This is a genomic window from Planotetraspora silvatica, from assembly GCF_016863315.1.
GTDB lineage: Bacteria > Actinomycetota > Actinomycetes > Streptosporangiales > Streptosporangiaceae > Planotetraspora > Planotetraspora silvatica.
On record NZ_BOOQ01000066.1, the window covers coordinates 1 to 23,875 of the forward strand.

General features: G+C 67.4%; 21 protein-coding genes and 1 pseudogene. 9 read left to right on the forward strand and 13 right to left on the reverse strand.

The genetic code is table 11. From position 1 onward, the window contains the following. Positions 1 to 1,049 (reverse strand): LacI family DNA-binding transcriptional regulator (locus Psi02_RS38095; protein WP_203980792.1); only part of this gene is annotated, 1,049 nt, incomplete at its 3' end. Positions 1,050 to 1,688: 639 nt separating this feature from the next. Between Psi02_RS38095 and Psi02_RS38100 the strand changes: the two genes are divergently transcribed. The 6 genes from Psi02_RS38100 to Psi02_RS38125 are packed head-to-tail and all read left to right on the forward strand — an operon-like array spanning position 1,689 to position 6,593. After that, entirely contained in the window at positions 1,689 to 2,726 is a 1,038-nt protein-coding gene (locus Psi02_RS38100; protein ID WP_203980793.1) for an ABC transporter substrate-binding protein, read from the forward strand. A 44-nt stretch (positions 2,727 to 2,770) separates the two neighbouring features. Beyond that, entirely contained in the window at positions 2,771 to 3,352 is a 582-nt protein-coding gene (locus Psi02_RS38105; protein WP_203980794.1) for a hypothetical protein, read from the forward strand. Further along, positions 3,349 to 4,215 (forward strand): ABC transporter ATP-binding protein, encoded by an 867-nt coding sequence (locus Psi02_RS38110; RefSeq protein ID WP_239095509.1) that lies wholly within the window; start codon positions 3,349 to 3,351, stop codon positions 4,213 to 4,215. Before Psi02_RS38105 ends, Psi02_RS38110 begins: the two co-directional genes overlap by 4 nt. Further along, complete coding sequence (locus Psi02_RS38115) at positions 4,212 to 5,831, forward strand: ABC transporter permease (protein ID WP_203980796.1); 1,620 nt, start codon at positions 4,212 to 4,214, stop codon at positions 5,829 to 5,831. Before Psi02_RS38110 ends, Psi02_RS38115 begins: the two co-directional genes overlap by 4 nt. Continuing rightward, on the forward strand, positions 5,809 to 5,976 hold the full coding sequence (locus Psi02_RS38120; protein ID WP_203980797.1) for a hypothetical protein: 168 nt from the start codon (positions 5,809 to 5,811) through the stop codon (positions 5,974 to 5,976). The genes Psi02_RS38115 and Psi02_RS38120 overlap by 23 nt, the downstream gene beginning before the upstream one ends. 14 nt (positions 5,977 to 5,990) lie before the next feature. Continuing rightward, entirely contained in the window at positions 5,991 to 6,593 is a 603-nt protein-coding gene (locus Psi02_RS38125; RefSeq protein WP_203980798.1) for a nucleoside deaminase, read from the forward strand. A gap of 61 nt (positions 6,594 to 6,654) precedes the next feature. Here Psi02_RS38125 and Psi02_RS38130 read toward each other — a convergent pair whose 3' ends face one another. From Psi02_RS38130 to Psi02_RS38145, 4 genes are all read right to left on the reverse strand, one after another. Beyond that, complete coding sequence (locus tag Psi02_RS38130) at positions 6,655 to 6,894, reverse strand: hypothetical protein (protein ID WP_203980799.1); 240 nt, start codon at positions 6,892 to 6,894, stop codon at positions 6,655 to 6,657. A 409-nt stretch (positions 6,895 to 7,303) separates the two neighbouring features. Next, positions 7,304 to 7,732, reverse strand: coding sequence for a MarR family winged helix-turn-helix transcriptional regulator (locus Psi02_RS38135; RefSeq protein WP_203980800.1), 429 nt, complete (start codon positions 7,730 to 7,732; stop codon positions 7,304 to 7,306). Beyond that, a complete protein-coding gene (locus tag Psi02_RS38140) occupies positions 7,732 to 8,148 on the reverse strand; it encodes an SRPBCC family protein (protein WP_203980801.1) in 417 nt (138 codons plus the stop codon). Before Psi02_RS38140 ends, Psi02_RS38135 begins: the two co-directional genes overlap by 1 nt. A gap of 383 nt (positions 8,149 to 8,531) precedes the next feature. Beyond that, complete coding sequence (locus Psi02_RS38145) at positions 8,532 to 9,428, reverse strand: polysaccharide deacetylase family protein (protein WP_203980802.1); 897 nt, start codon at positions 9,426 to 9,428, stop codon at positions 8,532 to 8,534. 190 nt (positions 9,429 to 9,618) lie between these two features. Between Psi02_RS38145 and Psi02_RS38150 the strand changes: the two genes are divergently transcribed. Together Psi02_RS38150 and Psi02_RS38155 are read left to right on the forward strand one after the other, a co-directional pair. Further along, the gene (locus Psi02_RS38150) at positions 9,619 to 10,233 is read left to right on the forward strand and encodes a TetR/AcrR family transcriptional regulator (RefSeq protein WP_203881039.1); all 615 of its coding nucleotides are present in this window, start codon (positions 9,619 to 9,621) and stop codon (positions 10,231 to 10,233) included. Between the two features lie 143 nt (positions 10,234 to 10,376). After that, positions 10,377 to 11,129 carry an oxidoreductase gene (locus Psi02_RS38155; protein WP_203980803.1) on the forward strand — a complete coding sequence of 251 codons (753 nt, stop codon included), beginning with the start codon at positions 10,377 to 10,379 and terminating at the stop codon, positions 11,127 to 11,129. Between the two features lie 280 nt (positions 11,130 to 11,409). Here Psi02_RS38155 and Psi02_RS38160 read toward each other — a convergent pair whose 3' ends face one another. Beyond that, entirely contained in the window at positions 11,410 to 12,408 is a 999-nt protein-coding gene (locus Psi02_RS38160; protein ID WP_203980804.1) for a YxiH-YxzG fusion protein, read from the reverse strand. 215 nt (positions 12,409 to 12,623) lie between these two features. Here Psi02_RS38160 and Psi02_RS40540 point away from each other — a divergent pair. Continuing rightward, positions 12,624 to 12,998: pseudogene (locus Psi02_RS40540) on the forward strand (transposase); the annotation flags it as partial. A gap of 101 nt (positions 12,999 to 13,099) precedes the next feature. Here the strand turns inward: Psi02_RS40540 and Psi02_RS38170 are convergent. The 7 genes from Psi02_RS38170 to Psi02_RS38200 form a co-directional block, all read right to left on the reverse strand. Beyond that, positions 13,100 to 14,521, reverse strand: coding sequence for a PepSY-like domain-containing protein (locus Psi02_RS38170; RefSeq protein WP_203980806.1), 1,422 nt, complete (start codon positions 14,519 to 14,521; stop codon positions 13,100 to 13,102). 335 nt (positions 14,522 to 14,856) lie between these two features. Then, positions 14,857 to 17,526, reverse strand: coding sequence for a DUF5107 domain-containing protein (locus Psi02_RS38175; RefSeq protein ID WP_203980807.1), 2,670 nt, complete (start codon positions 17,524 to 17,526; stop codon positions 14,857 to 14,859). A 267-nt stretch (positions 17,527 to 17,793) separates the two neighbouring features. Beyond that, positions 17,794 to 18,783 (reverse strand): sugar kinase, encoded by a 990-nt coding sequence (locus Psi02_RS38180; RefSeq protein ID WP_203980808.1) that lies wholly within the window; start codon positions 18,781 to 18,783, stop codon positions 17,794 to 17,796. 48 nt (positions 18,784 to 18,831) lie between these two features. Next, the gene (locus Psi02_RS38185) at positions 18,832 to 19,812 is read right to left on the reverse strand and encodes a substrate-binding domain-containing protein (RefSeq protein ID WP_203980809.1); all 981 of its coding nucleotides are present in this window, start codon (positions 19,810 to 19,812) and stop codon (positions 18,832 to 18,834) included. A gap of 90 nt (positions 19,813 to 19,902) precedes the next feature. Further along, on the reverse strand, positions 19,903 to 20,913 hold the full coding sequence (locus Psi02_RS38190; protein WP_203980810.1) for an ABC transporter permease: 1,011 nt from the start codon (positions 20,911 to 20,913) through the stop codon (positions 19,903 to 19,905). Continuing rightward, entirely contained in the window at positions 20,910 to 22,394 is a 1,485-nt protein-coding gene (locus Psi02_RS38195) for a sugar ABC transporter ATP-binding protein (RefSeq protein WP_203980811.1), read from the reverse strand. Before Psi02_RS38195 ends, Psi02_RS38190 begins: the two co-directional genes overlap by 4 nt. Then, a complete protein-coding gene (locus Psi02_RS38200; protein ID WP_203980812.1) occupies positions 22,391 to 23,803 on the reverse strand; it encodes an aldehyde dehydrogenase family protein in 1,413 nt (470 codons plus the stop codon). Before Psi02_RS38200 ends, Psi02_RS38195 begins: the two co-directional genes overlap by 4 nt. Between the last annotated feature and the right edge of the window lie 72 nt (positions 23,804 to 23,875).

Sequence of the window (23,875 nt, forward strand, 5' to 3'; positions counted from 1 at the left end):
CATCGTTGCCGGCCCTTTCCGGTTCGGCCCGCGCCTGCTGCGGTACGCAGCTCGCGCGGTGGCGCTGTCGAGGCCCGCTCGATCAGCTTGGTGTCCAGGATGATGCGCCGGGCAGCATCGTTTGCGTACTGGTTATCGAAGCGGCCCAGCAGTAACCGCATGGCGAGCGCTCCCTGCTCGACCATCGGCCGGTCGATGACGGTCAGCGGCGGCCGCAGCAACGCGCCCGTATCAAGGTCGTCGAACCCGATTAGACTAATTTCGCCAGGAATGTCCGTACGCAGGTCGTGCAGGGCCTTGAGCGCGCCCAGCGTCATGAGGTTGTTCGCGCTGAAGATGGCGGTAGGCGGTTCGGGCAGCGATAGCAGGGACAAGGCGAGCTGGTAGCCGCTCTCCTCCCGGAAGTCGCCGACCAGATCGTGTTCGGGAGGGATCTCGACGCCCGCGGCGCTGAGGGCCTTCATGAAACCCTCGCGGCGGCACCGTCCGGGTGTGGTGTCCTGGCTTCCGCTGATCGCAGCGATCCGGGTATGGCCGAGGCCGAGCAGGTGCTCGCCTGCCTGTCGCCCGCCTTCGGCGTTGTTGACCAGGACGGCGTCGAAGTGCTCGCCGCCGAGCAGGTCGCGATCGACGAATACCAGTGGGACGCCGGCGTCCCGGACATACATCGGAGTCCGGTCTTGCTCGGTGGCGGGGGCGAGGATGATGCCGTCCACCCGGCGCAGCATCTCCGCGAGCACGGCGTCTTCCCGCTCGCTGCTCTCGTCCGTGTTGGCCAACTGGATGCGGTAGTCGGTGTGGCGGGTGACGGATTCCATCCCCTTGACGACCGCGGCGAAGTAGGGGTTCGTGATATCGGGGACGACCACGCCGATGGTGTGCGTCCGGCCCGACTTCAAGGACTGGGCGGTGATGCTCGGCCAGTAGTCCATCTCATCCACAGCTGCCTGGATCGCCTCCGCCGAGCGCACCCGTTGACCACGCAGGAACCGCGAGACCGTCGCGGGAGAGACTCCGGCGCGGGCGGCCACATCGTGGATGGTGGCCACAGAACCTCCTCTCTGAAACCGTTCTCAGAGAATGGTTGCAGCATCTACGCAACCCGCGTCAACGGAACAGCCCCGACATGTGGCTGATTTGAGACCTTCCAGCTCCCAGCCTCGCTCAGCGTCGAGCAGCCACATCCGGTCATAGGATGATTTCTATCTAGAGCGACGATTAGTGAAATCGATGTCAGCTGGGGTTTTCGCACCTCCCGCGAGAGCCGAAGGGTCACGAATTTGTGACGCTGTGTTCAGTTCTAGCGCCATCCCCTTGACATCCGATCGACATCGCAGCCATCGTCCTACCAGCAACTACGCGGACAATCGTGCCGTTTTCGGTACGGCGTACCTGCCAGAGGAGTGTCGGGTGATCGGTCCTGAAGGACGGCGCGGACGTTGGCGTCTGTCCAACGCCCGAGGGACACCGATTTCAGGCTGACGCCATCGCGACGGTAGATCTCGTCGCCCATCGCCGTGCCCGCCTGGTGGCGGGCTCACTCCCCGTTTCGTGGTTCCGCCCGTAGGCGTCCAAGAACGGTTGCACGCCTCCGGCCGCCTTGGCCAAGCCAGCGCTTCCCTGTCGGCCGGCGTGAGTCACCCCTCTCCGTCAGGCCGTTTTGCTCACCCCCAAGAAAGGCTCCTTCCATGCCTGCGTCCCTTTCTCGTCGCGCCTTCCTTTCCGGCGTCGGAGGCGTGTCGCTTCTCGCCGCCGGTACGGCGCTGAGCGCCTGCTCCTCCTCCACCACCTCCGCTTCCGGCCCGGCCAAGGCGAACTTCCAGCTCGGATGGGTGGCCAATGTCGAGAACATGGGCCTGTTCATGGCGGACCACGCCGGCTACTTCCGCAACGAGGGGCTCGACGTCACGCTGACACCGGGTGGCCCGTCCGTCGTCGTCGAACCGCTCGTGGTCAGTGGCAAGGCGCTGGTCGGGCTCGACTCCGTCGACACCATCGCCAAAGCACGTAACGAGGGTGCCGCTCTCAAGATCGTCGCCGCGACCATGCAGACCAATCCGACGGCGATCATGTCCCTCGCCTCGGCTCCCGTACGGACGCTGAAGGACCTGGTCGGCAAGCGACTCGGCGTCCAGCAGAGCGGCGTGGAGATCGTGAACACCGTGTTCAAGGCGAATGGCATCGATCCTGCCAGCGTGACCATCGTGCCGATGCAGTTCGACCCGTCACCCCTGGTGGCCGGGGACTGCGACGCGTTCATGTCGCTGCTGGTGAACCAGCCGATCCAGCTGGACCTCCAGGGTGTGAAGACCACGACGTTCACGCTCGCCGAGTACGGCTACAACGTCTGGGCGGACGTGCTGCTCGTCCGTGAGCAGACGCTCGCGGACAAGGACAAGCGCGAGTTGATCGTCAAGATCGTCCGGGCCTCGGTACGCGGCTGGCAGGACGCGCTGAGCGACACCGACGCCGCAGCCAAGATCGTCGTGGAGAAGTACGGCAAGAGCCTCAATCTCGATCTGAAGGCGCAGCAGAAGACCGCTGCGGCGTTCCGGTCCGTCATCGAGGCCGGAGACGCCACGTCGAACGGTCTGCTCACGATGAGCGACCAGGGGATCGCGGCCAACATCGCCACGCTGAACTCGATCGGTATCAAGGCGACCGCCGGTGAGCTGTTCGACACAAGCGTCCTCAGCGACGTCTACGCGGGCAAGACCCGCCTCTGACGTCTCCCTTCTCGTTGCCCTCATACCAACAGGAGCCCACCCCAGTGCCTGTCCCGCACACCGAAGATCCTTGGACACACGTCAACAGCGTGCGGGGATTCCCCGCCGACGAGTTGATCTCCACCCTCCAGAAGTCGATACGCCGCGGCCTGCTGGAGAACGCCCTGCTCGTCGCTCGTGAGATGTACGAGAGCAGCGACGAGCTGGAGGAGGTGATGTGGTCACGCCTCCTCGTCATGTCATGCGAGGACACCGGATCCGGCACGTTCACCGAACCCGTGGTCCTCGATTCCCTCTATCGCATGCACCAGCACCTCCCCCGAGGCACCGGCGACAGGTGGCTGTTCGCGGTACACGCCGTACGGTTCCTGGTCAGCCGTACGAAGGACCGCACGACCGACGAACTGGCGCTGTGGACCATCAACATGCTGGGCAGCGGGGAACGCCTCCCCGAGATCCCCGACTACGCCCTCGACATGCACACCCGCCGCGGGCAGGAGCTGGGCCGCGACATCTCGCACTTCCTGAGGGAAGGATCGAAGGTGGAGAACGAGCTCCCCGGCCGCGACACCTCCTACCGTGACCAGTTGCTCGCCCTCCTGGCGGCGGGAAAGTGGGACGCGTGACCGCCCGCCCGGACGCGGCCCCTCCGCACGCCGCCGACCCACCGAGCACCGTAGGCCTGGCCGCGACCGCGCTCAGCAGGACCTTCAACGTAGGGGCGGCCGAAGTCGCCACGCTTCACGACATCGACCTGCACACGAGACGCGGCGAGTTCACCGCGTTGCTGGGTCCTTCCGGATGCGGCAAGTCCACCCTGCTGCGGATCTTCGCCGGCTTGGAGCGGCCGTCTTCCGGCGCCGCGCACGTCCACGGCCGCTCCCCCGACGACCTGCGGCGTGAGCATCGCATCGGGGTGGCCTTCCAGGACGCCGCCCTGCTGCCATGGCGCAGCGTCGAGGCCAACATCGCACTGCCCTTCGAGGTGGCGGGCCGACCGGTGAGCCGGACGGCGGTGGCGGACCTGGTGCGCCTCACCGGACTCACCGGCTTCGAAAAGGCCCGACCCGCCCAGCTGTCCGGGGGCATGCGCCAGCGAGTGGCGCTCGCGCGGACCCTCGCCGGCGAGCCGGAGGTCATGCTGCTGGACGAACCGTTCGGCGCATTGGATGAGATGACCCGCCAGCGGCTCAACCTGGAACTGCAGCGGATCTGGCTGGAACGTGGGACGACGACCCTCCTGGTCACTCACTCCATCAGCGAGGCGGTGTTCCTTGCCGACACCGTGGTGGTGATGGGCGCCCGTCCGGGACGGATCATCGACGCTGTACGGATCGACCTGCCACGACCACGCGATGTCGGAGTTACACGTTCAGCCGAGTTCCATGCGCTCTGCGACACCCTCAGCGAGATGCTCTTCGGACAGGGCGGCGGCGGTGAGGGCGAGGGTGACTCCAGCCAGGTCGGCTCATCCGAGGACTTGACATGAACCCATTCGTGGCGAGCCGGCGAGCCCCGATCGTGGCCCGCAGCGGTGTCCGGTCGTCGGTGGCCGTGGCATTCGGCGTGGTGGGCCTGCTCTTGATCTGGGCCATACTCGCGCAGATCTTCGCAGGCCTACGGGTCATCCCCCAGCCATGGGCAGTACTGCAGGCGATGTGGGACGACCGGAACATCTACTCCGGCAACATCTCCACCACGCTGTCCGAGGGTGCCATCGGATTCTTCTGGGGCAACGTTCTCGCCGTCGCGCTGGCCGGCGTCTTCGTCCAGGTCCCGGCCGTGGAGCGGCTGCTGCTGCGCATCGCCGTCGCGAGCTACTGCGTGCCGCTCGTCGCGATCGCGCCCATCCTCGTCGTCGTCCTGCCCGGCGACGTCCCCAAGGAGGCACTCGCCGGGCTGTCGGTCTTCTTCACCACCTTGACGGCCGCCGTGCTCGGGTTGCGCTCCGCCGATCGCAGCGCGCTGGACCTCATCCACTCCCTTGGCGGGGGCTCCTTCTTCATCCTGCGCAAGCTTCGCCTCCTTTACGCGCTGCCCAGCCTGTTCGCAGGACTCAAGATCGCTGCGCCTGCGGCACTGCTCGGCGCGATCATCGGAGAGTACCTGGGCTCCAGCAGCGGACTCGGCGTGATGCTGGTGCAGGCGCAATCGTCGTTCCAGGTGGCACGCACCTGGGCGGTGGCACTCGTCATCTCGGCCCTGGCGGGCCTGGGCTACGCACTGGTCGCGATCATCGCTCGATGGCTCACCCCCTGGGCCGGCCGGGATGTGAGTGTGGGGGCGGGCGCGGTGGCATCCGGGGCAGCCGGCGACGGACGGGTGCGATCCCTGCTCGTCGGCGCGGTCGGACTGGCCGGCTCGATCCTCCTGATCGTGGTCGGCTGGTATGCGGTCATCCGGGGTTTCGCCCTCGACCCGTACTTCGCGAAGACGCCGGCGGATGTCGCGACCTATTTGTTCGCCGGCGACGACGCGGCGGATCATCGGCAACGTCTGCTGGCCGCCTTGGGCACGACGCTGCTTGACGCGGGTGTCGGCTATGTCGTGGGGCTGATCGCCGCAACGCTCGGCGCCGCAGTCCTGGTGGCGTTCCGTCGCGTCGAACAGATCGTCCTGCCGCTCGCCATCGTGCTGAGGTCCATCCCCCTGTTGGCCCTGACCCCCCTGCTCGCCCTCGTCTTCGGACGCGGACTACTGGGCGTCACCATCGTCGTCGCCGTGGTCACCTTCTTCGCCACCCTCGTAACGGTCAGCCAGGGACTGCGGGCGGCCCCCGTCCTCGCCTGTGAGGTCATCACGTCGCTGGGCGGCGGGCAGTTGACGGTCACGAGGAAAGTACGGCTGCTCTACGCGCTTCCCTCGCTGTTCGCGTCCGCGCGGATCGCGATCCCCGGCGCCATCGCCGGCGCCACTCTCGCGGAGTGGCTCGCCAGCGGCAAAGGACTGGGCAGCCTACTGGTCTCGGACTACACCGCCTCCCGCTTCGCGGGGCTCTGGTCCGGATCGGTGGTGATCGTCGTCGTATCGGTGGCCCTATACGGACTCGTCACCGCTCTGGAACGTCCGGTTGTCGCGCGTTATGCGCCACAACGAGTGGAGTGAGGACCGAGCCATCGTCGAGGTCCAGAAGCCCGAGAACCTGCCGCTCGACCCCAAGATCGAAGTTAACATCCCCGCCGACCGCAGCTCCGTGGCCTACCACGATGGCCTGCGCGACCTCGGCCTCAGCCACTTCTCCACCGCCTGACTTCGGGAGCCATGATGGACACCGCAACCCTTGCCACCGCCTTCGGCGCACGTCTCCCCCGCTGGGTCACCGCCGAGCTCGGCGGTGTCCCGGAGATCCTCCCGACCGACGACGACCGCATCCGCCTGACCAATCGGCTCGCCGATCGCAACCACCGCGAGGGGACCGGCGGCCCCTTCGCCGCCCTGGTCGTGGAGTCCGCCACCGGACGCCTGATCTCAGCCGGTGTCAACGTCGTCCTGGCCTCCGATTTGTCGTCGACCCACGCCGAGGTCACCGCGCTGTCCCTCGCCCAGACCCGGCTCGGTGCGTGGGATCTGGGTGGCCCGGGTCTGCCCGACCTGGAGCTCGTCGTCAACTGGCGGCCCTGCGTCATGTGCTACGGAGCCACCATGTGGTCCGGCGTCCGCCGTCTGCTCATCGCGGGCGACGGCCCGGAGCTGGAGAAGCTGACGGGCTTCGACGAGGGCCCGATGGTCGCCGACTGGGCCCCCCAGTTCGCCGCCCGCGGCATCGAGGTCGTCCTCAGCCCGCTGCGCGAGGAAGCCATCGAGGTGTTCCGCGCTTACGGGGAACGCGACGACGTCGTCGTCTACAACGCCCGCGGCACCGCTTAGTGGTCGGATCTCGAAGTCCTTCGGGGGTTCATCAGGTGGTCAGGGCGGCAGAGGATTCTTCTTATCGGTCGGCGGGTGTGTGTCGGTTGAGTCTGGCCAGCAGATCGTCCAGGTCGGAGGTGGTGAACTTCCACTGGAACGGCTGTGCAGTGGCGTTGTAGCGGTCTTCGAATGCTTGGAGCCGGTCCCGGACCTGGGTCAGGTCCGTGAAGTCGTTGGGTGTGACGACCTTGCGCTGGACGATCGAGAAGAAGATCTCGATCTGGTTCGTCCAGGAGGCGTGAACTGGGGTATGGACCATGGCCGCGTTTGGAAACGCTGTGATGAGACAGTCGATGGCCTTCTTCCCCCGGTGGGAGGAGCCGTTTCCTTCCCCCGGTGGGAGGAGCCGTTGTCGACGATCCAGAAGACGCGTCTGGCGCTCGCGTAGGGCTCGGTGGCGTCTGCGCGGCTATCCGGGCGTTGGAGCGCCCTCGGGACGCCAGCAGCACGATGGTCGCCCGCTGCCGAGCCGGATGCGGGGTCTTGTGACCGTAGGCCATCTTCTTCAGCCGGTGGCGCTGCGAGGCGGTCAGCACGACGGCCACGGCGGGGGTGACAGGCATGAGGGGAGGGCGGCCGTTCTTCTGGGGACGTGGGTCTGGCCTGTTGCAGATGCCACCGACCGGTGGGTTCGGGTTCGGTCGCCGCCGGTTGTCGGTGAGGGCGTTTCAGGTTTCGGGATGGGCCAGGCGGCCGAGCAGGGCTACCGCGTCGTCGAGGGGCACCGGCTGGAAGAACCGCACGTCGGCACGCTCAACGGCGGCAATCGCGCGTGGGGCCAGGTCGGCGCCGGTGTCGGTGACGCGCAGTCGTTTGGCGCGGGTGTCGGCCGGGTCGACTTCACGCTCGATGAGTCCCTTGTGTTCCAGGGTGCGTAGGACCTGGGAGGTCATCTTGACGTCGGTGCCGGCTTGGCGGGCGAGGGCCAGCTGATTGGGATGCTCGTCCTGGGTGTTGAGCCACCAGGCGCAGGCGAGCAGTACGAACTGCACGTGGGTGAGACCGAGCGGGGCCAGGGCTGTGGCGATGTCGCGCTGCCAGCGCAGGGTGGCATGCCAGAGCAGGAATCCGGGACTGTCGCCGGGGCTGAGGGGCATCAGCCCAGAGCCAGTTCGGCCAGCGAAGCCATCGTGTCGGGCCAATCGGCGGTGATGCCCGGGCCGATCTGCGGGCCGACCTCGTCGGCGCCGGTACCGGTGATCTCCATCCGGTACACCACCCGGATCCGGTCCTGGTCGATCCGGTCGATCCGGTGGATGGTCCGCAGCAGCAGGTCATCGAAGCGCGCCTCGTCGACGAATAGTTCATCTTCGACCGCCTCAGCGATGCGCAGCAGTACCGGGTCGTCCCCCGGCGGCGTCATCGTGATCTGCGTGCCAGCCGAGAACGGGCCACTGATTTCGATCTTCTTGATCTCGGCATTCCAGACGCCCCAGTTCTCAACGTCCGCCCAGAGCCGCCAGATCGCCTCGGGGGTAGCGCTGGTCTCGATGCTGTGCTCGTACTCCCACATGAGTGGTCTCCTCGAGTAGATAATCTCTCCATAGATTATCTACGCACAGTTTATCTGTCTAGTGTGTACAGACCACCACCCCGCAGTGCCGCGATCGCGCACCCGAACCACCGCCCACGCCCGCACCACCGAGGAGGCCCTATCCCACACACTCGAGTTCCGCCGCACCGTCCAGAAATCCTCCCAGCCCTCTGCACAGCACCCATCGCTGCGGCAACCCCCCGAAGGATTTCGAGAGTTGACCACTCAGCCGACGTCGAGGACCTGTTCGTAGCAGCCGCCGAAGCTGCGATCGGTTCAACGAGGTGGGTTGAGCTCGACCGGGCGCCACTTATCTCGCCACGAGCAGCTAGGCCGCCCCCAACGGGGTTCGCGCAGCCAGGTCAGGCGCTGGATCCGGGCAGGCCGCTGACCGGGGCGGAGGCACGCTCGACCCAGGCGGCGGTTTCAGGGTGGGCGAGGATCCAGTCGGCGATCTGGTCCTTGCGGGCCCACCACACGTCGTCGTATTGGCGCAGCCTGGTGAGCACGCGGTCGAGCACCCGGACCCGGGAGGCGTGCCCGGACAGCCGGTCGTGCAGCGCGATCACCATCATCCGGCGCCGGCGCGAGCCTTCCTCATAAAGCTGCTCGAACTCGTCGATCAGCTGCCGTTCGTAGGCGTTCGGGTCGAACCCGGCGAAGTCGTAGCTGACGATGTCGTTGAGGTGCACCGTGTACGGGACGGTCGCGAACGGCTCGCCGTTGATGGCCTGCAGGAAGGGCTCGTCGGCCGACAGGTCGTCGATGTGGTAGCGGAACCCCAGTTCCTGCAGGATCTCCAGGGTGTTGACGCCGGGGCGGATCCAGTAATTGGTGTAGCCGGTGGGCCGCGTGCCGGTGACCTCCTCGATGATCTGGACGTTGCTCGCGATCCACACCTTCTCCTCCGGGCGTGGCAGGTGGTACTGGCGCTGCCAGCGGAGCCCGTGCGCGCCCGCTTCGTGCCCTCGGCGCACGACCTCAGCGGCCAGGGCGGGATGGCGGCGGACCGCCTCTCCGATCATGTAGGTGCTCACCTTGACGCCATGCTTGTCGAACAGGTCCAGTAGGCGCGGTATACCCTCGCGGGCGCCGTACTCGTAGAAGCTGTTCTGCCCGAGATCGGGGAAGCCGGGCAGGATCGGCTCGCTGATCGGCCCCGGGGCGCCGCTGATCGGCTGACCGCCCGCCTCGAACTGCACGGTGATCGAGAAGGCCAGTCGCGCCCTCTCGGGCCAGAATGCGTTTGCTGTCGTCATGGCTACGTCCCCCTGTGCGCCTGCTCGGCGGTCCCGCTCGGACGCGCCCCGATGCAGACTCTTCTGGAGCGCACTGCCCCATGCACAGGCCATCCCCTGCCTACGCGGCCCTATTCGGCCCTCTGACCAGCCCAACATCCGCCCCGATTGAGAAGTGGAGTGCCCATGCCAGACTTCATAGGCTGTGGGCATGCCTATCAAGCCAGGAACGATGACCGCCAAGGGGCAGGAGACCAGGCAGCGCATCGTGGCCGCCGCTGCGCAGCTGATGTTCGAGCGCGGCGTGGCCGACACCACCATCGAGGATGTCCGCACGCTCGCCCAGGTGAGCAATTCGCAGGTCTACCACTACTTCGCAGACAAGACCGCGCTTGTGCGTGCGGTGATCGAGTACCAGACGGACGCCGTCATCGAGCCCCAGGAGCAGCTCTTCGCCCGGCTGGACACCTTGGATGGCCTGCGCGAGTGGCGTAATTTCGCAGTCGCCCGCCAACGCGAACTCAACTGCCGCGGCGGCTGTCCGATCGCCTCACTGACCAGCCAGCTCGCCGAGCACGACGAGGCAGCACGGCTCCAGCTCTCCCACAGCTTCGCGCGCTGGTCGGCCGGCCTCCGTTCGGGACTTGCCGCCATGCATGCAGCCGGCAGGCTGCATCCCGACGCCGACCCCGAGGCGCTGGCCCTGTCACTCCTGGCCTCGCTGCAGGGCGGGATGCTGATAACCCAGCTCAACCGCGACACCAGGCCTCTTGAGGTGGCGCTCGACTCCACGCTCGCGTACATCGAGTCGCTGACCGTGCCATAGGCATCCTCCGGACGCTCCGGCTCGCCGGCTGAGGATTGGCATTGCGATGCCAATCCTCGCGAGCAATTCTGGATCGCGCATGCCAGTACTCGGCATTGCTCACCGACCAGAGGGGTCGGCATCACGTCCAGGAAGGCACGACCATGTACATCCCCACCACCCCCATCCCCGGAGAGTTCGCCGGGCGGCGAGCGCTCGTCACCGGCGGCTCGCGCGGAGTCGGAGCCGCTATCGCCCAGCGCCTGATCAGTGGCGGTGCCACCGTCGCCACCAGCGCCAGAAGCTCGCACGACGAAACCCCCAAGGACTCCACGTTCATCAGCGCGGACATCAGGACGGACGACGGCGCACGCCAGTTGGTCAACGCCGCCCATGAGGCACTCGGCGGACTGGACATCCTGGTGAACAACGCAGGCGCCGCACGCGCGCACTTCGGCCAGATTCCCGACGCGGAGTGGGAAGACTCCCTCGCCATCAACTTCCTGTCCGCAGTGCGCGTGACAAACGCGGCTCTACCGGCGCTGCAGCAGGCCGACCGAGCCTCCATCATCAACATCTCGAGCGGCGTCGCCGCCAATCCGCCCGCGCCCATGCTCCACTACGGAGCCGCCAAGGCCGCACTGGCCAGCTGGTCGAAGGGCCTGGCCGCGCAGCTCGCCCCGGCCGGCATACGAGTCAACGCCATAACGCTCGGCATGGTGGCCACGCCCGGCGGCACCGAGCTGCTGCAGTCGGTGATGGAAGCCATGGGAGCCGGTGTGGAACAGGCTTACTCTGCCATTCCTCTGGGGCGTGTGGGCGACCCCCGAGACGTGGCCGAGGCCGTTGCGTTCCTCGCCTCCGACCGAGCGCAGTGGATCGCCGGGGCCGACCTCCATGCCAACGGAGGAGCCTGATTCGGCGGTCTCCGGGACGGCGGTGCCGGGGATCGCGCGGATCTCGAACTCAGACGCACCACGCTCGGAAACGTCAGCCGTGGCCAACGCGAGCGTCGACGCACCTTCGGCAAATCGTGATCACGTACGCTCAGCAGCCGGTGAGTCCCACCAGCGTGGCGATTCGTCATCAGGTGTGCCTGGGCTGGCGAAGTAGAACGGCACACCGAGGCTGCGGGCTACCGCCTGGCCCTTCTCGACAGCTCACCGGCGATCGCAGCGGTGTCACCCCCCTGGTCACTCATCTTGTGTCGAGGTCCTCGAAGCCCAACTTCAGCCAGCGATGCCCCGCGACGACATGAAGCTCACTGCCTCGACCCAATATGGTCGCCGCCCTGGGAACGGGTCGCGCATCAGGCATCACCAGCCGAGCCGGACGAGACGCCGAGAAGGCTTCTCCCCGGATGCACCCAGCGACCACCCGGTGCCGGTGTTCGTCATACCCGCCGACGAGAGCCACTCGGTCATCGGCGACGACAAGCGCATGAGCGCCGCGCACCTCCGTAGACCAGCCGTCGACCGCGGCAGCCCGCACCCGCACGATTGGGAAGTCCGTGTAGTAGTAAGCCCACGCTTCCTCCCCCGTCACGTTCAACGCGTAACAGTCGGAGATCTCATGGAACTCGCCGTCGTACGGATAATGCCACGCGATGCCCAGCTCAGGCGTGAAGCGGATCAGCCCAGGGGAGCCGATGGGTGCTGGACTGTCCGCCTTACCCCATCCGCGGTTGCCGTATACGCCTTCGTCGAAGTAGCTGACCCATATCTCGCCGGTAGGAGTCGTCTGCACATCTTCGATTCCGTCTCCCAGCACGCCCTTGCGTAGCAGTTGGCCTTCGGCGTCGTAGACGGCGGCGTTGGACTCGGCCGCCCCGTCACGCCAGCGGCACCGGGCGCCCACCAACAGCACGCCGCCATCCGGCATCGGCTGGACATGGGGGTATGCGAGTGACTGTCCGGTGATGGACACCGTCGTCGCCAGGCAGGGACTGTACGTGGCGACCTGCACCGAGACGGGTGCGGCCGTACGCGATTCGGGATAAGACACGCCATTGGGCCGGACAGTGCGTGCGACCAGAGCCTCTGCGTTCTCCTGCGACGCCCACACGACGACCAGTTCTCCCTCAGGACCTGCCGCCGCCGTCACCAACTCCGCACCTGGGGATGGCGGGATCACGTCCGCATGGTGGCGCAGCCGTGCAATACCTGCCTTCCGATTTCTTCCGGTTCGACCTCGCATGGGACATAAGTTATTGATCTCGCGGCCTGCTCACGAATGAATTACCTGGCACGCTTGTACCGATCACGTTCGGACAGATCCCGCGCCCAGGGGGGCGGTTGCGCCCACGGGAGGTGTAAGAGTTTCCGCTGGTAGAGGCGTGGCGTCGTGAAATGAGTACGGCCATCGCGTGATCCTTCGTGATTGCGACATCAAGATCGAAGGAGAAGAAAGCGATGGCCGTGAACGACAGTGTGGACCCTGCCGCGTGGCTGGCGCGGCAGATCGAGACCGGGGATCCGGATCTGTTGCGATCCATGGTGAAGACCATGCGAGGCGTTGATGTCGGCAGAAGCAGACAGAGTCTGCGAAGCCTCCTACGGGCAGCGCAGCAACGAGCGGACCAACTCCCGCAACGGATACCGCACCAGGGAGTGGGACACCCGGGCCGGCACCGTGGAGCTCGCGATTCCGAAACCGCGGCAGGGCTCCTACTTCACCGAGTGACTGCTGGAACGCCGACGGCGGGCCGAACAAGCGCTGGTCAGCGTCGTAGGTACCAGCTACCTGCCCGACGTCTCCACACCCGGCGGGTGGACAAGCTGGTCGAGTAACTCGGCATCACCGGCATCGGTGACGCCCCGGGTTTTGTCCGATGGTATGAGAGGAGGGTCGGGCGACCCGACCCTCCTGCTCGATTTCCTCGTTGGGTCTATTTCTGCTTGGGGACGTACAGCTTGATCGAGTCGATCGTCGCGGTGCCCTCACCAGCGTCGGTGTACGGGTCGCCGATCACGGGGAAGTCGGGGTAACCCGAGCCGGCCGGCCACTGGTCCGGCCACTCCTGCTGGTCGTAGACGCCGTTCTGTACGAGGGTGGCGTTGTAGCGGCCGTCGTACTGATCGGGCGTGTTGTTGTAGTGCCAGATGGGCACGTTGTCGACGACGAAGTCCCGGTGGAAGCGGATCGTCTGGTGCCCACCGTGCAGGAACGTTCCGGTGACCTCTTCGGTGTAGCCGGTCTTGTCCCGCTCGACGGCGAATACGTAGTCGCTGTTCGGCATCAGTTCGGGGACCATCTCCGCCGCCGCGGACGGCGACACCTGCGCCGAGGCCACGCCGTCGGAACAGGTGGTCATGAACCACTGCGAGTTGCCGGTGATTCCGCCCTTGCCAGGGTGGAAGTTCGGCAGGCCGTTGATCCACATGTCCACGACGTTCTTGGTGCTGTCGCGGTACGGGTAGTACGTGTTGGTCGTCGGGTCACAGACGCGCCCGCCGCTTCCCGTGCCGATCCGGTCGGGGTGCTGGGCGAACGAGTCCATGAGAATCTTCCGCCGGTAGTGCCAGAAGTGCAGGTTCGCCGGCTGCGGGTTCGAGAAGTCGACGATGCCGAGCAGGTGGAAGGCGTTATATCCGAAGGGACCGTTCGTCACGCTCTGCCAGTCACACGGATCTGTCGTGATCTCGCTGTTCCACCCACGGGTCCCGATGCCTTCCGCGTACGGGAACTGCGTCTTGCACTCGCCGGCCACTGTCGAGTAGCCGTTCTCCTTGCCGTCGTAGATGACGCTGCCGTTGCGCTCCCCGCCGAAGTCGAGCGTCTTGAGGTGGTACTCGAGACGGTATTCGGCTGGCAGCTTCTGCGTGGTGGTGATGAGCGCGCCGTCGTAGGAATCCGGCGAATTGATCTTAAGAACGTTGCCGCCCTTCGCCTTCTCTGTCGAGATTGTCGGCGGCCGCTCCGGAGTTCCGTTCTTGTCCCAGTCGCGGGCCGATAATGAGGCGGTCAGCCAGCCGTCCTTGCCGAACGGCACCTGCTTGCGGTACGTCGCGTAGCTGCTCAGCGCAGCTTGCATGCCGGGGCCGTAGTCGTTCTTCCACCAGTCCCCGTAGTCGTCCATGATCGTGTCGAAGGGCTGGTCACCGGTGAAGCGGATCCACGGGCTCGAGTCCGTGTTCAGGTCCTTCTCGCGGCCTTGGAAATCCTCCGAGTACTTCAGTTTCCACTTGGTGGCGGCCGCCGCCGACTCGCTGTGTGTGGCCGCCGTGGCCGGGACGCTCACGCCCGGGATCGCGGTCGCCGCGATGACGAGTCCGGCGATACCGGTCCTCAGTGTTCGCTTACTACGCACTGGCATCTCCTAGAAATCCTGCTTGTTGTCGTACAAGCCCAGGTTCAGGTGCTTGCCTTGCTCAGGGCCCGTTCCGCCGGATCGCTGCCGGCGCAGTGACTGCCGCCCCGTCCGGCACAACTGTCGGAACGTGCCCTTGTGGATGTGCTCCTGCGTGCTCCTTGGTCTTTGACGACTCGACCGGCGTGTCCTTGTCCACCTCCTCGCCGTCAGAGCACCTTGATGGCCTGGTCGAGCCCGAGGCGGCCGATCTGGTCGGCGCTGTTCACCCTGGTGACGGCGTAGATCCAGACGATGCGTCGCCCGCCGCGGATCGCGCCGGCGGGCGACTGCGATCAGGTGCCGGACTCGGCCGTGAGCAGGGTGGCGCCCTTGGCGTCGGTGAGTACGAGGCGGGCCTGGGCGCCTGGCGCGACCTTGCCCTCGAGCTTGACCGCGGTGTTCACCGTCCCGGTGAAGGCGCTCTTGTCCAGCGTCTTGCCGGTCGCGGCGTCGACCAGGGTCGCGTGCAGCCGCTGCCCGATCTTGGTCGAGAACAGCCTGCTGGTGACGTTGCCCGACGCGTCCACCTTGACGTCCGCGGCGCCGTTGGTGTTCGCGTTGGTGACGTCGCCGAGGTCCATCGTCGGCAGGAACGTCTCCGTCCACGACAGGGTCTGCCCGGCCTTGAGCGTGGCGGGGGTGAAGAACTTCATGGACGCGCCGGCCCACAGCTCGATGTAGGGGCGGGCCGAGTTGCCCTTGCTGTAGACGTTGGTGTCGAAGGAGCCGTTCTGGCCCCACTCCCAGAACTTCATGCCGGGGGTCTTGGTGTTGTCGCCGACCCGGATGACGCCCTCGTCGTTCTCGTGGTTGACGACGCCCCACCAGTTGCCCTGCTGCATGGTGGCCAGGTCCTGGCCGTAGGCGATGCCCGAATTGGTCCAGTTGGACATCTGCTTGAGCTTGTCCAGCTTGAGCAGGCCGGAGCCGGCGGGTCCGGCGGCCTGTTCGACGCTCTCCATCCACTTGTAGCCCGGGTCGCGGTAGACCGTCTTGACCGGCGAGACGACCGACATCGTCGGGGATCCCGAGTTCGACGGGGCGCCCGGCGCGAGCGTCGTGCACGTCCAGTACTCGAACTGCTTGTCCTCCGCGTTCGGGTTGTTCAGGCTGACCGCCATGTCGACGGTCGGCTTGCGCGCGTCCACGGAGTAGGTGACGGACGTCTTGATGCCGGTGGCGCCGTGCACGTACTTGGACGGCTTGAACGGGTAGTCGACGTCGTCGGTCTTGGTCATGGTGAGCGAGAACTTGCCGTTACTCTCGTTGATCTTGTAGTCCCACGGCACATTCCAGTACTTGCCGTGCTCGGCTTCGGTGAGCGTCGGGAACACGCCGCCGTACACCATCAGCCAGTTCTGGTAGAACGGCGAGTTTCCAGGCGTTCCGGGAGCCGCGGAGGAGAACCCGTACGGGGTGCCGACGGGGTTGGTGTAGAGCAGATCGTGCCCGGTCGGCTTGTAGATGATCGAGAGGAGACGGCCGCCATAGCTGGGCGCGAACGTCGCCTTGATGTACTTGTTCTCCACCTCGATGGTCTTGATGGTCTGCCCGACCACCTTGTCGGCCACGCCGTCCTGCCGGACGGACACACCGTCGTCGCTGACCTTGTAGTCGTAGCGCTCGAAGACGGTGGTGGCGTGCATGTCGACCTTGAGGTAATCCGGGCCGTTCGGGTTGAAGCCCGTGCCCGGCGAGGTGAAGTGCTTCGGGGCCCGGACGGGCACGGAGGCGGTGCCCGTGCTGGCGGTGCCGGTGACGTCGGTGACGGCCCCCTGGGCCAGCGCCACCGAGCCGCGCGCGCCGGCCCTGAAGGTCTGCCCGCTGTCCAGCTTGATCACGAGGGTGGACGCGTCGGAGAAGTACGCCGCGTCATCGCGCAGCGCCTGGTTCACGTCCTTGCCCGAGGTGGTGCTGAGGCCGGTGAAACGCAGCAGTGCGCGGACCTGGTCGGCGGTGACGTTGGTGCCGCTCACGCCGGTCTTGGTCTCCTTCACCGCCAGGTCGCCGGCCTTGGCGATGCGGTGGCTGAACCGGACCTCGATCCTGTCGCCGGACGCAGCGACCTCGGCACCGGCGATCCCCGGAGCCGCGTAGGCACCTCCGCCGCCCGCGACGGTCGCGCCGACCTCGGCGGTGGCCTGTCCCGCGTTCGTCGTCAGTCTCAGGCGAGTGCCGAGAGTCAGCTGGTAGGTGGCGTCGCGGTTCAGGTCGGCGCCGAAGTACAGCCGGTATCCGCGCTGGTTTGTCCCGGTGAGGCTTTCCACGTACACCGGGTGGACGGATGAGTCGCCACTCGTGAGTGTGATGTCCGATCCGGTGTAGGCGCCGACCGGCATCCCCGACCAGACCGTCCCGGCGAACGTGACGTCCACGGTGCGCGAGTCCACCTGCTCGGCGGACGAGATGCTTGCGAGTGCGGCGTCCTGGGGGTTACCGCGGAACTTGGACTGCTTCGTCGACGAGCCGGGCAGCACGCCGCCGTCCGCGGACCGGAAGAACAGGTCACCGAGCTTGTCGCTTCCGCCATCGAACCACAGCTCATAGGTGTGGCCGTCCAGCGTGGCGCCGGCGCCCAGCACCACCCTCAGCGTCCGGTGGTCAGGGGTGTCCAGGGGACGGACGGTCGTGCCCGCGATCTGCGAGAGCGGCCGGCCGTCGAGCGCCGCGTCCGCACCACCGGCGACGCCGCCGCTGACCTTGATGTACTGGGCCGCGTACGCCGAGTTGGCTGCGGCGAACTGCAGGATGTCCGACCCCAGCGCCTTGTTGAAGGTGATGTCGATCGACTTGTCGTCGACCGAGGACACCTTGCTGACGCGCAGAGACGGTTGCGCCGAGTGCTGGGACTGGGCCAGCACCGGCTGCGGCAGCGACACGACCGCGCCGCCCACCGTGGTCAAAGCGAGCGCCACGGCGAGGGCAGCGCCGCGCGGGCGCGTCCGGTTAAACTGCGTGTTCATGTAGTCCTCTCCTATGAGGGGTGGTCCCGGAGCCCGGTGTGCAGACCGGGCTCCGGTGGCTTTTCAGCTGACTTCTTCGGGATGTGGAGTGGTGTCCGCGTCTGTCCTTTGCGTGGAGTGGGCGGGAATCGTGACGGCAGGACTTCGCCCAGACCTGGCAGGCACCGGAGCCGAGCACGTCCGCTGAAGAGGTTCGAGCTGGGGGATACGGATCAGAGCCGACGGTTCGGTAGAAGGGCGGCCGGTGAACGGAGGACGCGGCGGCGGTCAGGCGGATTCGCTGGAGGACGGCTGTGGCTCGACGTCCGGGGACGCGCCCGCCCGCACCCGCGCGACCTCCTCCGCGCTCGGATAGGACCTGGCGCAGCCGGGCCACCGGCACGACAGCGCCCCAGCGATCACGGCTACCTCGAGCGCGTCGGGGGGAGCCGTCCCGGCGAGCCGTCCGGCCAGGTAGGCGCCGGCCAGCGCGTCGCCCGCCCCCGCGGTGTCGACGACCACGACCCGCGGCGCCGCGACGCGATGGATCTCACCGTCGGTCAGCACCACCGCCCCGGCCGGGCCGTCGGTCAGCACGATCTCCTGCGGACCCTCGCCCAGCGCTGCCCTGATCCGGTCGGGACGGTCCGTGTCGAGCATCGCGCGGGCGTCCTCACTGGACAGGATCACAATGTCGGCGGCGCGGGCGAACGCGAGGTTCTGGTCGGTGTCGGGGCGCAGCATCGGGCGGTGGTTGACGCAGAAGGTCACCGTGACGCCACTGTCGCGGGCCAGTTCGGCCGCCCGCTCCGCGGCCCGGGCGGCACTACCGGAGATCGCCAGCGAGATCCCGCTGACGTGCAGCACCCCGGCGCCGTCCAGCAGGCGCCCGTCCACGTCCGCCGCGCTGAGCCGCGTCGCCGCCGATCCGGACCGGTAGTAGTCGAAGGTGTGCCCGCCGTGCCGCACCGCGTTGACGTACAGTCCGGTGGGAGCGGACGGATCGACGGCGACCCTGTCGACGTCCAGGTGCGCACGCCGCCAGAAGTCCAGCAGCAGGCGGCCCGGGGTGTCCGCGCCGAGGCGAGTCAGCAACCTGGCCGGGGTGCCCATCCGGGCCGCCATGACGGCCACGTTGGCGACGTCCCCGCCGATGCCCCGGCCGAGGTAGTCGGAGGGGAGGTCGTCACGCACGCCCACCTCCAGCAGCCCCTCGCCCACGGCGACGAGGACGGGCGTCCCTTCGCTGCTCGCGGGATCGGTGTTGTCTTGGATCACGCCGGCTTCCTCACTCCCCATTTTCGGTACGGCACAGCGGCGGGCGGATCAGAAGATGCTGTCCGGGTTGCTGTACCGGTCCACGTTGTCCCCGGTGACCAGCGGGGCCTCCAAGGGGGTGTCCTTGCTGGGCTCGGCCCCCGCGAGCACCGCCATCATCCGGTCCAGGCCCGCGCGGCCGATCGTGTCGGCGTTGTTGACCGCGGTGGCGGCGTAGTTCGAGCCGCTCTTGATGGCGGCCAAGGCCTCCTTCTGGCCGTCGGCAGCGACGAGGAACATCTCGCTGGTCCGCCCGGCGTCGGCGATCGCCTTCTGCGCGCCGAGGCACATCGCGTCGTTCTCACAGAACACCGCGTCGATGTGCTTGTTCTTGGCGAGGACGTTCTCCATCACCTTCAGGCCGCCGTCGGAGCTCCACCCCCCGAAGTCCGGGGCGGTCACGACCGTGATGCCGGGCGACTGCTTGACCACGCCGAGCAGGCCGTTCGTCCGGTCCAGACCGATGGTGTTGTCGGCCGGGCCGCCCGTGATGACGGCGAGAGTGCCGGTGCCCTTCAGCCGATCGGCGATGTACTGGCCGTCGCCCTGCCCGATCTGGGTGTTGTTGGGACCGATCCAGCTGGTGTACTGGCCGCCGGCGAACTTGCGGTCCACCAAGATCGACGGGACTTTCTTCTGCTCGATCGCGTTCATCGCGGCCGGCGCGGCGTTCAGCGGGCCGCCGGAGATGATGATCCCGTCCACATTCTGGGTCAGCAGGTCGTTGACGTTCGTCGTCAGCTTGGCCGCGTCCCCCTGCGCGTCCGTGCTGATCACCTTGACGTTGCTGTAGGTCTTGGCCTCGGTCTCGATGGCCTTGGCCATCGCGATGAAGTACGGCGCCTGGAGGCTGTAGTTCGCTATGCCGATGGTCAGGGTCTTCTTCGCGGCGCCTCCGCCGTTGTCACCTCCGCTGCCATCGGAGCTTCCGCACGCTGCGAGCGACAATGCGAGCGCGCCCACGAGAGCACAACCGGCGATCTTCTTCATGGTTCTTCCTTCAGGGTGGGATGGACGCCTCACGACACGGCGAACAAGGCGACGGGGGACGAGGAGAGGGAGGATGGTGTGGGGGTGCGGCTAGGTGTTCTGCCGTTCGCCTCGGCGCACGAGGATCGCGACCGCGATGATGAGCCCCTTCAGCACCTGCTGCCAGTAGCTCTGCACGTCGTAGAGGCTGAGCAGGTTGTCGATGAGCCCGAGAAGAACGACGCCGGCGAGGGTGCCGCCGATGGTGCCGCGTCCGCCCGACAGGCTGGCTCCGCCGATCACGCAGGCGGCGATGGCGTCGAGTTCGAAGCCCTGGCCGACGCTCGGCTGCGCGATGCCGACCCGGGAGGCGAGAATGACGCCCGCGACTCCGGCGCACAACCCGGACAGCGCGTACGCGAGCACCAGGTGACGCCGCACCTTGACGCCCGCGAGCCGCACCGCCTCGCGGTTGCCGCCGATGCCGAGCAGCGCCCGGCCCGCCGACGTGCGGTTGATCAGGACCCAGCCCAGCGCGAACATCGCCAGCGTGATGATCGCCGCGATCGGGATGGCGCCGACATTCTGCGAGCCGAGGGTCAGGAAGTCCGGCGTGGTCGGAGTGATCGGGGTCTTGGAGTAGACGTAGGTGAGCCCTCGGAACGTCGTCATGGATGCGAGGGTCACCACGAACGGAGCCAGCGAGAACCGCGCGACCATGAGGCCGTTGACCGTTCCGCACAGCACGCCGACGACGATCGCCGCGAGGATCGCCAGCGGCAACGGCAGCCCGCTCACCAGGCCGGCCGACATGATGCCCGTCAGTGCGACCACGGATCCGACCGACAGGTCGATCCCTCCGGTGAGGATCACCAGCAGCATGCCGAGGGCGAGCAGTCCGGTGGAGACCATCTGCCGGAGCAGGTTGGTCATGTTCCCCTCGGTGAGGAACGAGTCATTGGTGACGCCCGCTACCACGACGATCGCGACCGCGGCGCCGATCAGCACCAGGACGGTCGGCGACGGGACGGCCGCGCGCCACCGGGCGGACGCCGGTGCCGTGGCCCCCGCCGCCTCACCCGAAACCGGGTCCAGCACCGTTGATGTCTGCTGCTCCGTCATGCCGCGACCCCCACCGAATGCGCGAGGACCTCGTCCTCGGTCGTGTCCGCCGAGCCGACCTCGGCGACGAGCCGTCCGCCGCGCATCACCAGCACGCGATCGGTGGCGCCGAGGACCTCGGTCAGGTCGGAGGAGATCAACAGGATCGCGACCCCCTCCCGGGTCAGCTCGTCGATCATGCGGTAGATGTCGACCCGGGTGGCCATGTCGACCCCGCGGGTCGGCTCGTCCAGGATCAGCACCCGCGGCCGCGTCAGGAGCCACTTGGCCAGCACGACCTTCTGCTGGTTGCCGCCGCTGAGATGGCGGACCGGCATCTCCGGACGTGGCGGGTGGATGCCCAGCCGCTCGATCATGTCCTGAACGTTCGCGGCCCGCCGCCTGGTGTCCAGCAGGCCCGCGCGTGAGATCCGGGCCATCGTCGCGAACGTCGTGTTGTCGGTGACGTCCATGCCGAGGACGAGCCCGCTGTGCTTGCGGTCCTCGGTGACAAGCGCGACTCCGGCACCGATGGCGTCGCCGGGTGTGCGGAACCGCGTAACGGCGCCGTCCAGCTCAACCGTCCCGGACGTCGGCCGGTCGGCGCCGAACACGCACCGAGCGACCTCGCTGCGGCCGCTGCCGACCAGCCCGAACATGCCGACGATCTCGCCCGCCGCCAGATCGAACGAAACGTCGTCGAACACTCCGTCCCGGCTCAGGCCCCGCACGCTGAGCAACGGCTTGCCAGGCTCGGGTACCCGGTCCGGGTAGATCTGCTCCAGCCGGCGCCCGGCCATCAACGCGATGATCTCGTCCTCACTGGTGTGGGCCGGGGTGAGCGTATCCACCACGCGGCCGTCCTTGATGACGGTGATCGAGTCGGAGATCTCCATCACCTCGGCCAGCCGGTGCGAGACGTACAGGATCGCGACGCCACGCTCCCGCAGCCTGCGAATCAGGTCGAAAAGCCGGTCGAGGTCGGTGCCTGCCAGCACGGCGGACGGCTCGTCCAGCACGAGCATCCGCGGCTCGACCGCCAGTGCCTTGGCGATTTCCACCATCTGCTGGCGCGCGACCGACAGCTTGCCGGCACGCACGCGCGGATCGATGTCGGCGAACCCGATCTCCTCCAGCAGCGCCCGCACCCGCGCGTGCGCCGCCGACCAGTCGACCAGGCCGCGTTTGGTGGGCAGCGCCCCCAGCAACACGTTCTCTGTCACCGTCATCTGGGGCACGAGGCTGAGCTCCTGGTAGACGGTCCGGAACCCCAGGCCCTGCGCGTCCTCGGGGCCGCGCAGGGTGAGCGGCTCGCCGTCCAGCAGGATCTGTCCGCCGTCCAGCGGCACGGCCCCCGCCAGCACCTTGATCAGGGTCGACTTGCCCGCGCCGTTCGCGCCCGCGATGGCGAGAACCCGCCCGCCCTCGGCGGTCAGGTCGACGCCGTGCAGGACCTCGACGCCGCCGTATCCCTTGCGGACGCCCCGCAGTTCCAGCTTCATGCCAGGCCGTCCATGACGATGATGGTCTTCTGCTCGGTCATGTCGAGCAAGGTGTCGTGCAGTCCCTCGCGGGCTCCGCCGGTCAGCTTCACGCCGCCGAACGGAAGGTTCTCCGCGCGCAGCGCCGTGGAGCCGTTGATCACGACGCCCCCGACCTGGAGGCGCCGGGCCACCGAGAAGGCCCGTCCGATGTCCCTTGTGAAGATCGCCGCCTGTAGCCCGTAGGCGGACTCGTTGGCCAGTCGCACCGCCTCCATGGCGTCGGCCACCCGCAAAAGCGGTGCGACGGGCCCGAAGATCTCCTCGGCCACGGCCTCCGCATGTGGTGCGACGTCCACCAGCACGGTCGGCGGCATGAACGCCCCGTCCCGGGGTCCGCCGACCACGACGCGCGCGCCGTCATTTACGGCTGTCCGAATCGCCTGGTCCACGGCGACGGCGGCAGGCTCCGTGATCAGCGGGCCGACGTCGGTGGCCTCGTCCAGTTGGTCGCCCACGACCAGCTTTCTGGCCTGCGCCTCCAGGGCCTCAGCGAACGCGTCGTACACACCGTCCTCGACGTAGACGCGCTTGACGGCGCAGCAGATCTGTCCGTTGCCGCGCGCCAACCGCCCGAGCACGACGGCCTCGGCGGCACGCTCCACGTCGGCGTCCGCACACACGATCAGCGCGTCGTTGCCGCCGAGTTCCAGGTGGGTCCGCTTGAGTGTCCCGGCGGCGAGCTCGGCCAGGGCCTTGCCTGCGGCGGTGCTGCCGGTAAGGCTGATCATCTGCACGCCGTCGGCGGACGCGAGGAACCGCGCCAGCTCCGGCCCGCCGGGAACGATCTGGTGCGCCGCCTCGGGGAACCCGGCCGCCTCGATGAGCCGGCCGATCTCCATCAACGTGAGTGGGCACTTCTCCGGCGGCTTCACGATCACCGCGTTGCCCGCTGCCAATGCCGCTGCGGCCTTGTGCGCCCACAGCTCGACCGGGTAGTTGAACGGGACGATCGCCGCGACCACCCCGATCGGCTCCCGGACCGTTACCGCCAAGTGGTTCTCAAGACCGGGGACGGCGTCCAGCGGGATCTGCCGGCCGAAGATCCGGGTCGCCTCCCCAGCGAACCCGCGGAAGATCCGGACCGCGGCTGCGATCTCCTCGCGGGTTTGCCGGATCGGCTTCCCGTTCTCGGCGGCCAGATCCCGGGCCAGTTCCTCGGCCCGCGCCTCGATCCCGTCTGCGACCTTGGCCAACAGCCGTGCCCGCTCATGCGAGGCGGTGGCGGCCATCGCGGTCCGGGCCTCCTGGGCCGTCCGGACTGCCGCGCGCGCCTCGGCCTCGGTCGCGACCGGCATCTCGCCCAGCACGGCGCCGGTCCCAGGGTTGTGAACGGGTAGAGCTCGTCCGTCGCTCAACGGATTTGTCAACGTATAGCTCCTTGCCGGTCGTTCCACTATGTAGAATCACACTTCGTATTGTGGAATCGTCAGCACATTAAA